8 protein-coding genes are annotated in these 8,150 nt (G+C 72.5%); 2 read left to right on the forward strand and 6 right to left on the reverse strand.

Features of this window, described 5'->3' with window-relative positions; genetic code table 11:
• Positions 1-146: 146 nt before the first annotated feature.
• Together ACNQOV_RS14870 and ACNQOV_RS14875 are read right to left on the reverse strand one after the other, a co-directional pair.
• On the reverse strand, positions 147-797 hold the full coding sequence (locus ACNQOV_RS14870) for a GntR family transcriptional regulator (protein WP_022907818.1): 651 nt from the start codon (positions 795-797) through the stop codon (positions 147-149).
• A 12-nt stretch (positions 798-809) separates the two neighbouring features.
• Complete coding sequence (locus ACNQOV_RS14875) at positions 810-2,984, reverse strand: MMPL family transporter (protein ID WP_416395461.1); 2,175 nt, start codon at positions 2,982-2,984, stop codon at positions 810-812.
• A 28-nt stretch (positions 2,985-3,012) separates the two neighbouring features.
• On the opposite strand from ACNQOV_RS14875, the gene ACNQOV_RS14880 reads away from it, so the two are divergent.
• Together ACNQOV_RS14880 and ACNQOV_RS14885 are read left to right on the forward strand one after the other, a co-directional pair.
• Positions 3,013-3,420, forward strand: coding sequence for a MarR family winged helix-turn-helix transcriptional regulator (locus ACNQOV_RS14880; protein WP_022907816.1), 408 nt, complete (start codon positions 3,013-3,015; stop codon positions 3,418-3,420).
• 204 nt (positions 3,421-3,624) lie between these two features.
• Complete coding sequence (locus tag ACNQOV_RS14885; RefSeq protein WP_416395463.1) at positions 3,625-4,581, forward strand: LCP family protein; 957 nt, start codon at positions 3,625-3,627, stop codon at positions 4,579-4,581.
• A 147-nt stretch (positions 4,582-4,728) separates the two neighbouring features.
• Here the strand turns inward: ACNQOV_RS14885 and ACNQOV_RS14890 are convergent, their stop codons facing one another.
• The 4 genes from ACNQOV_RS14890 to ACNQOV_RS14905 form a co-directional block, all read right to left on the reverse strand.
• Entirely contained in the window at positions 4,729-5,406 is a 678-nt protein-coding gene (locus ACNQOV_RS14890; RefSeq protein WP_022907814.1) for a transglycosylase family protein, read from the reverse strand.
• A 333-nt stretch (positions 5,407-5,739) separates the two neighbouring features.
• The gene (rlmC, locus tag ACNQOV_RS14895) at positions 5,740-6,891 is read right to left on the reverse strand and encodes a 23S rRNA (uracil(747)-C(5))-methyltransferase RlmC (protein WP_416395466.1); all 1,152 of its coding nucleotides are present in this window, start codon (positions 6,889-6,891) and stop codon (positions 5,740-5,742) included.
• Between the two features lie 7 nt (positions 6,892-6,898).
• On the reverse strand, positions 6,899-7,780 hold the full coding sequence (locus tag ACNQOV_RS14900; RefSeq protein ID WP_402268863.1) for an SMP-30/gluconolactonase/LRE family protein: 882 nt from the start codon (positions 7,778-7,780) through the stop codon (positions 6,899-6,901).
• Between the two features lie 25 nt (positions 7,781-7,805).
• On the reverse strand, positions 7,806-8,150 hold a 345-nt coding region (locus ACNQOV_RS14905; protein WP_416395468.1), incomplete at its 5' end, for an FCD domain-containing protein.

The following is an 8,150-nucleotide window of genomic DNA, read 5'->3' on the forward strand; positions in this document are numbered from 1 at the left end:
CGAACATCAAACCTGCCTGGCAGGTCGCCGCGATCCCGCCGTCGCGCACTGACGGACCCGCGCACTGACGGACGGGAGGCGCGGTGCCGGCTGGCACCGCGCCTCCCGTCCGTCAGGTGGTCGAGTCCCGCGTCACCCGTCCCGCGTCAGGCGCGGGACGGGAGCAGGTGGATCGCCTCCATGGCGAGCTCGGCGGCGATCGGGTCCTTCGCGGTGACCGCGGCCTTGAGCTTCTCGAGCTCGGGCAGCACCACCTCGGCCGGGATCAGCTCGGCGAGCTCCGGCACCCGCAGCTTGAACGCGAGTCCGTCCGTCGTCGACCGGCAGAGCTGCTCGAGCGACGGGTTGCCGCAGTGGTCGGCCCACAGCGCGTAGATGTCGGCGCCGTGGTGCGCGACGTCCCCTTGCCGCTGCGCCTCGACCTGCGCCGTCACGTCGTCGAGGGTCTTCACGACCTTCTTGCGCTGTGCGTCGGTGAACCGCGGCGTCGCGAGCCGGGCGACGCCACCGTAGATGACGCCGAGCGTCCGGTACGCGTCGAGGAGCTCGTCCTTGGACGGCGCGGCGACCCGGGTGTACCGGTTCGGGGCCATCTCGATGAGTCCGGCGCGGGCGAGCTCGGCGAGGGCCTCGCGGATGGGGGTGCGGGAGACACCGAGCCACGCGATGAGGTCGTCGTCGTTGAGCCGTTCCCCGGGCTCCAGCGTGCCGTCCATGATCGCGTCCCGGATCTTGTCCTGCACGGTGTCGCGGAGGAGCTTCCGCTCGGCGGCGGGCTGCGTCGAAGGAACTGGCATGCTCCCAGCGTGTCACATGTGATGGGCCGGACGCGACAGGCGCGACGGCCACCAGGCCCGGCGTCCGAGGTCGTACGCGAGCGCCGGGACGAGCAGCGACCGGACCACGATCGTGTCGAGCAGCACCCCGAACGCGACCACGAACGCGATCTGCACCAGGAAGAGGATCGGGATGACGCCGAGCGCCGCGAAGGTCGCCGCGAGCACCACCCCGGCCGAGGTGATCACCCCGCCGGTGACGCCGAGTCCGCGCAGCACGCCCTCTCGCGGGCCGTGCTTGAGGGCCTCTTCGCGCACGCGGGTCATGAGGAAGATGTTGTAGTCCACGCCGAGTGCCACGAGGAACACGAACGAGTACAGCGGGACGCTCGGGTCGGCCCCGGGGAAGTGGAAGACGTGGTCGAAGACGAGGGCACCCACCCCGAGCGCCGCGGCGAACGACACGATCACGCTGCCGATGAGCACGAGCGGCGCCACGATGCTCCGGAGCAGCAGCATCAGGATGAGCAGGATGACCGCGAGCACGACCGGGATGATCAGGGTGCGGTCACGGATGCCGGTGTCGTTCGTGTCGACCGCGGTGGCCGTCGCACCGCCGACGATCGCGTCGGGGTCCACCCGCTCGACCGCCGTCCGGAGGTCGCGCACGGTCTGCTCGGCCGCGTCGGAGTCGGCCGGGTCGGACAGCGTCGCCTCGAGCAGGACGTCGCCGCGGGAGACGGTCGGGGTCGCACCGGCGGTGCCGCCCTGGTTGCCGCTCGTCGCCACGGGGACGGTGCCGGACGGGGAGTCCTTCGCCGCCGCCACGACGCTGTCCACGCCGTCGACGCCGGTGATCGCGGCGGCGAGCGCGTCGGTCTCCGACGCGGCGCCGATGACCTGCGCCGGGCTGCCGGAACCGCCCGGGAAGTGGTCGGCGAGGACGTCCTGGCCGTCCCGCGCCTGCGAGCTGCCGATGACGAGGTCACTCTGCGGGACCCCGTCAGCCTTGAGCCCGATGAGTCCGCTGCCCATCGCGAGGAGCCCGACCGTGCACACGATCCAGACCACCCGGGAGCGTCGGGCGACGAGCCGGCCCACCCGTGCCCAGATCCCGCGGGCGTCGGGCCCGGTCAGGGCGGGGTGCGCGCTGCCGTACTTCGGCCGGAGGGGCCAGAAGGCCGCACGCCGGAACGCCAGCAGGAGCGCGGGCAGCAGCGTGAGCGCCGCGAGGAGGCTGAACGCGATGCCGATGGCCGCGACGGGACCGAGCGCCTTGTTCGAGTTGAGGTCCGAGAGGAGCAGGCAGAGCACGCCGACGATCACGGTGCCGCCCGACGCCAGGATCGGTTCGAGGCTGCCCCGCAGCGCGGCCTTCGTCGCGTCCCACCCGGTGCGGTGGTCGCGGAGCGCCTCGCGGAAGCGCGCGGTGTAGAGGAGCGCGTAGTCGGTCGCCGCACCGATCACGAGGATCGACAGGATCCCCTGCACCTGGCCGTTCACCGTCACGATGTCGGCCTTGGCGAGCCACCACACGACGAGGATCGAGGCGCACAGGGCGAAGGTCGCGGTGCCGAGCACGAGGATCGGCAGGAGGGGGGAGCGGTAGACGACGATGAGGATCACGAAGACCGCGGCGAGCGCCACACCCAGCAGCAGGCCGTCGATGCCAGCGAACGCCTCGGTCAGGTCGGCGGTGAACCCGGCCGGTCCGGTGACGTAGCCCCGCACCCCGGACGGCAGGGCGTCCTCGACGTCGGCACGCACCGCCTCGACCGCGGTGCCGGTGTCGGCGTCCTGCGTGAGCGTCGCGACGATCTCGACCGCGTCGCCGTCCTCGCTGGGGATCACCGGGCTGACACCCTGCACGTCGTCGCGGTCCCCGAGTCGCTCCGCCAGGGTCGCGGCGGCACGCTGGTCCGCCGCGGTGAGGCCGCCGTCGCGTTCGAGCACGACGATCGCCGGGGCGCCGGACGCCTGCCGGAACTCCGACGCACGCTCCTGCACCCTGGTCGCGTCCGCCGACGCCGGCAGGAACGACGTCTGGTCGTTCGTGGACACCTCGGAGATCTTGCCGAAGAACGGACCGCCGACGGAGGCGATCGCGAGCCAGACCACGATGACGAGCGCGGGGAGGACGATGCGGATGAAGCGGGACACGACCGTGAGCGTACTCCGATCGTCAGCATGCTGACTACCAGGCGGCATGCACCACCCGCTTCCGTAGACTCGGGACATGGACGAGACCCCCGACGCATGGCCGCTCGGGCGTCTCCTCTCCGCTGCGGCCCGAGCGATCGAGCGGGACTGGGACGAGCGGCTCCGCGCGATCGGACTCCCGCACGCGGCGCTCATCGCGATCGACATCCTGCTGCGGACCGGCCCGACCGGCGCCGACACCCTCGCCCGGACCGCTCGCGTGCAGCCGCAGACGATGTCGAGGACGCTCGAGCGGATGGAGCGCGACGGCCTGGTGGAGCGCTCGGCGCACCCCGAGGACCGACGACGTCGGATCGTCACCGTGACGGACCGCGGGCGCGAGGCCTGGGAGACCGCACGACACATCGAGCGCGACGTCCTGCCCGACGACGCGGCACTCCGGGGTGCCCTGACATCACTGCTCGCGAAGCACCGCCCGAACTGAACACCTAGCGGTTGATATTCCACATACGGTAGACTCGTGGGGTCGGTCACCCGATCGACCCGACCCACGGGAGCACCGATGTCCGAGCACCGAACCCCCGAACGCCGAGCAGACGGGCGCCGAGCAGACGAGCGCCGAGCAGCCGAAGGCCGCGTTGACGGGCGCCGAGCACGGCGGCAGCAGCGTCGGAGGCGTCCGCTGCTCGTGGCCCTCCTCGGCACCGCCGGGGTCCTCGTCGCCGTCGCCACCGTCGCAGCCGTCGTCGCCGGGCTCTTCGTCGGCGGGCTCGTCCGGAGCTACGACGCCGGCAAGGACGTCCTGGACGACCCGTTCCCGACCGGGGCGCGACCGGCCCCGACCGACGGCGCCGAGAACATCCTGCTCATCGGCTCGGACTCCCGGCAGTCCACGACCACCGGTGCTGACCGCGGACGCGGCGGACGCTCGGACACCCTGATGCTCGCCCACGTCCCGGCCGACCGGAAGGGTGTGTACCTCATGTCGATCATGCGCGACTCGTGGGTCGAGGTCCCCGGCCACGGCACCGCGAAGATCAACGCGGCGTACTCCTGGGGCGGGGTCCCGCTGACGGTGCAGACCGTCGAACGACTGCTCGACGTGCGCATCGACCACGTCGCCGAGATCGACTTCGCGGGCTTCGCGGGCATGACCGACGCGCTCGGCGGGGTGACGGTGCAGTCGCGGACCGCGTTCTCGACGACCGGGCACACGTTCGCGGCGGGGGCGAACCACCTCGACGGCGAGGCAGCCCTGGCGTTCGTCCGCGAGCGGCACGCGTTCGCCGACGCCGACCACACCCGGGTCCGGAACCAGCAGGCGTTCATGCGCGGGATCGTCGACGGGCTCCTCTCGCGGGACACCGTCACGAACCCGGCGCGCGTGCAGGACTTCGTGCGGGCGACGAGCGAGTACCTCTCGGTGGACCGCGGCCTGACCTTCGGCACGATGGTCGACCTCGGCTGGTCCCTGCGCGGGATGCGCCCGTCGGACCTCCGGACGTTCACGATGCCGACGGCGGGCGGCGGGACCTCGGCGGACGGGCAGTCCTACGTCGCGGTGAACACCATCGCCGTGCAGTCGCTCTCCCAGGCGCTCCGGTCCGACGACGTCGCCGGCTGGCTGGCCGACGAACCGCAGTAGCAGCCACATCCGCACAGGCGCACGCGCGGGCGCCCGCACCAGCACGGGCGCCCGCGCACACACGCGCACCCGCGCACCCGCGCCCGCGGACAGCAGGACGCCCGGTGACCACACGGTCACCGGGCATCCTGTCGATCGGAGGAACGATCAGGCGGGGAGCTGGAGCTCCTGGCCGGCGTAGATCAGGTTCGCGTCGTCGATGGTCGACGTGTTCGCGGCCCACAGCTCGTTCCAGCCGCCGTCGATCTTCAGCTTCGTCGCGATGCTGTCGAGGGTCTCGCCGGACACGACCGTGTAGGTCTTGCCACTGGTCTTCACGGGGGCCGGCTTGCTCGGGGCAGCCGGGGCAGCCGGAGCGGCCTTCGTCGCGGGCGCGGTCGCCTGCTGCTGCGGCGCGGCCTGCGTCGCCGGGGCCTGCTGCTGGGGTGCGGCCTGCTGCGTCGGCGCGGCCGGGGCAGCGGCCTGCGGAGCGGCGCCGGTCGTGCCGCTCAGCCCGAGCTTCGCGGAGCAGGCGGGCCATGCGCCCCAGCCCTGCGAGGCGAGGACGCGCTCGGCGACGGCGATCTGCGCGGAACGGCTCGCAGCGGCCGGGTTGCCCGAGCCGCCGTTCGCCTGCCAGGTGCCGAGCGAGAACTGGAGGCCGCCGTAGTAGCCGTTGCCGGTGTTGATCGCCCAGTTGCCGCCGGACTCGCACTGCGCGAGGGCGTCCCAGGTCGAGCCGGATGCTGCGTTCGCGGGCGCCGCCGCGAGGCCGACACCCGTCGCGGCGATGCCTGCGAAGGCGAGGCCACCGACGATGGTGCGGGTACGAGAAAGCTTCTTCATGGTTGATTGCTCCACCGGGACCACGGATCGAGAGCCGATCGCCACTGCCCGTCCCGACCGATCGCGGTCGTTTCGTGGGGTGCGCCTCCGGGGGCAGTGGTCTCGTGCCGGGGCGCCTGGTCGGCCACCATAGGAAACTCTGCACCGTTATCAAACCGAGACAAACGGTTCTACCCATCGGTGCTGGGTCTCGCGAGGAGGAACCTGTACGCCGCGATGCCCATGGGCATGGTCATCGCCTCGGACCCGGTGCCACGACCTTGGCAATTCCCTGGCAATGCCGGTCTGGAGGCACGTGGCGGCGTCGAGCCGCGCCTCCTGTCCGTCGATCGGTCACGCCCGGGACAGCAGCGTCACCGCTTCGAGGTGGCCCGTCTGCGGGAACATGTCGAGCACCCGCGCACGCCGGAGACCGAACGACGGCATCCGCGCGAGGTCCTTCGCCAGCGTCACCGGGTTGCAGCTCGAGTAGACGACGTGCTGGACGTCGGACTCCTCGAGCCAGGTCGACAGCGCCGTGCCGATCCCGCGGCGGGGCGGGTTCACGACGACGAGCTCGGGCACGGTGTCCGGGCGGGCACGGAGTGCGTGCTCGGTCGCGTCGTCGGCGGCGAAGCGCACGTCCTCGAGGCCGGCGTCCCGCGCGGACTGCTTCGCGGACCGGACGGCCTCGTGGCTGGTCTCGATCCCGGTCACCGCGCGTCCGGGCCGTGCGGCGTGCAGGGCGAACCCGCCGACGCCGCAGTAGAGGTCCCACATGGACGCCGGAGCAGCCTCGTCGATCCACGCCGACGCCTGGGCGTACAGCTCGGTGGCCACGTGCGTGTTCGTCTGGAAGAAGCTCTGCGGGCGCAGGTGCATCGTGACGTCCCCGAGCCGCATCGACAGCGTCTGCCGCTCGGTGAGGACGATCTCGCGCTCGCCCTCGGTCACGGCCTTGTGCTCCGGCAGCAGGTTGGCGGTCACGACGACCGCGTTCGGCAGCACCCGGTGCAGCGCGTCGAGGTGCTGCCGGAGCCGCGGCAGCTGCCCCTCGGAGCGGAGGACGAACCGCACCATCAGCTCCCCGTCGGGCGACTCCGTCACGAGCACGAACTTCAGCTCACCGCGGCGGGACGGGACGTCGTAGGGGATGAGCCCGGCGTCCGCGACGAACGCGGCGAGGATCGGCAGCGCGTGCTGGATCCCCGGCGTGCAGATGCCGCAGTGCCGCAGGTCGACCCCGCGCTGCCGGTGGTCCAGGATGCCGACGGTCGGCCGCTGGACCGTCCCGCCGACGACCATCTTCGCCTTGTTGCGGTAGGCCGACTCCGGGCTGGTGATCGCCGGCAGCCACTCCACCGCCCCCGGGCCGCCGACGGCCTCGACCGCGTCGTGCAGGAGCTCACGCGTGCGGAGTTCCTTGTCGAGGACCTGCTCGGTGTAGGGCTGCCCCATGAGCGTGCACGAGCGGCACACCCCGCGGTCGAAGTAGTCGCACTGCATGGCCGGGTCAGGATACGGCAGCGGCGTCCCTCGTGGTGGTGGCGATCCGGTACACGGACGTCGTCGCGGCGAGGAACAACGTCGTGCCGTCGTCGCCCCCGAAGCAGAGGTTCGCCGTGACCTCGGGGACGACGACCGCGCCGATCCGGGTGCCGTGCGGGTCGAACACGACCACACCGCGGTGCGACGACGACCAGACGTTGCCGTCGACGTCCACGCGGATGCCGTCCGGGACGCCCTCGCCCGGTTCGAGCCGGGCGAACACGCGGCCGTTCTTGAGCAGCTCGCCCCGGGCACCGCGCCGGTCGTAGGCCCGGATCACCGGTTCGTCACCCGAGGAGCTCGCGACGTAGAGCACCTGCTCGGACGGGTCGAACGCCAGCCCGTTCGGCTCGTCGACGTCGGTGGCGACCGGGCGCAGGTCCTCGCCGTCCGGCCCGCAGCGGAACACCCAGTGGTCGCCGTACTCCCGCTCACCGGGATGGCCCTCGCGTGGCTGCGTGATGCCGTAGGCGGGGTCGGTGAACCACACGCTGCCGTCCCGCGCGACGACGACGTCGTTCGGGGAGTTCAGCCGGACGTCGTGCCACCGGTCGACGACGGGCGTGACGACACCGTCCCGGTCGCGCTCCACCCGTCGGTGTCCGTGCGAGCACTGCACGACGCTGCCGTCCCGGTCGAGGGTGCGCCCGTTCGTGAACTCCACCCCCTGCGCGTACACCGAGGTCTCCCCCGAGTCGGCGTGCCACTGCAGGACACGGTCGCCGGGGATGTCCGACCACCGCAGCGTGCGCGTCGCGGGGATCCAGCACGGGCCCTCGGCCCAGGTGCTGCCCGTCGCGATGCGCTCGAGCGCGCCGGGGTCGGGGACGAGGTCGCTGAACGTCATGGGTTCTCCTTCGAACACGTCGAGCCTATGCGCCCGTGCGGTCGATGATCTCGGTCATCGCCGCGCCCGCGCCGTCCGGGTCCCCGTCGACGACGGCGCGGGCGAGCCGGGCGTGCAGCCCGACGTCGTGGACCGCGGGTCGGATGCCCGCCCGCTCGTCGAGGGCCCGGGCGACGACCCGGTGCAGCCGTCCGTACAGTGCGTTCCCGGACAGCTCCAGCACCAGGCGGTGGACCTCGCGGTCGGCCTGGAGGAACGTGGCCGCGTCGTCCGGACCGGTGGCGGCGGCGAGGCGGTCGGCGGCGGCGAGCAGCGCCTCCTGGCTCGCACGCTGCGACGCGTCGGACGCGCGCCCGGCCGCCGCGCGGGC

The organism is Curtobacterium sp. LFS084 (assembly GCF_047977705.1).
Taxonomy (GTDB): Bacteria; Actinomycetota; Actinomycetes; order Actinomycetales; family Microbacteriaceae; genus Curtobacterium.

Excerpts from the sequence above, each read along its gene's own strand:
- ACNQOV_RS14870 (WP_022907818.1), bottom strand. The coding sequence starts at position 797 with ATGCCAGTTCCTTCGACGCAGCCCGCCGCCGAGCGGAAGCTCCTCCGC.
- ACNQOV_RS14875 (WP_416395461.1), bottom strand. The coding sequence starts at position 2,984 with ATGCCGCCTGGTAGTCAGCATGCTGACGATCGGAGTACGCTCACGGTC.
- ACNQOV_RS14880 (WP_022907816.1), top strand. The coding sequence starts at position 3,013 with ATGGACGAGACCCCCGACGCATGGCCGCTCGGGCGTCTCCTCTCCGCT.
- ACNQOV_RS14890 (WP_022907814.1), bottom strand. The coding sequence starts at position 5,406 with ATGAAGAAGCTTTCTCGTACCCGCACCATCGTCGGTGGCCTCGCCTTC.
- rlmC (WP_416395466.1), bottom strand. The coding sequence starts at position 6,891 with ATGCAGTGCGACTACTTCGACCGCGGGGTGTGCCGCTCGTGCACGCTC.
- ACNQOV_RS14900 (WP_402268863.1), bottom strand. The coding sequence starts at position 7,780 with ATGACGTTCAGCGACCTCGTCCCCGACCCCGGCGCGCTCGAGCGCATC.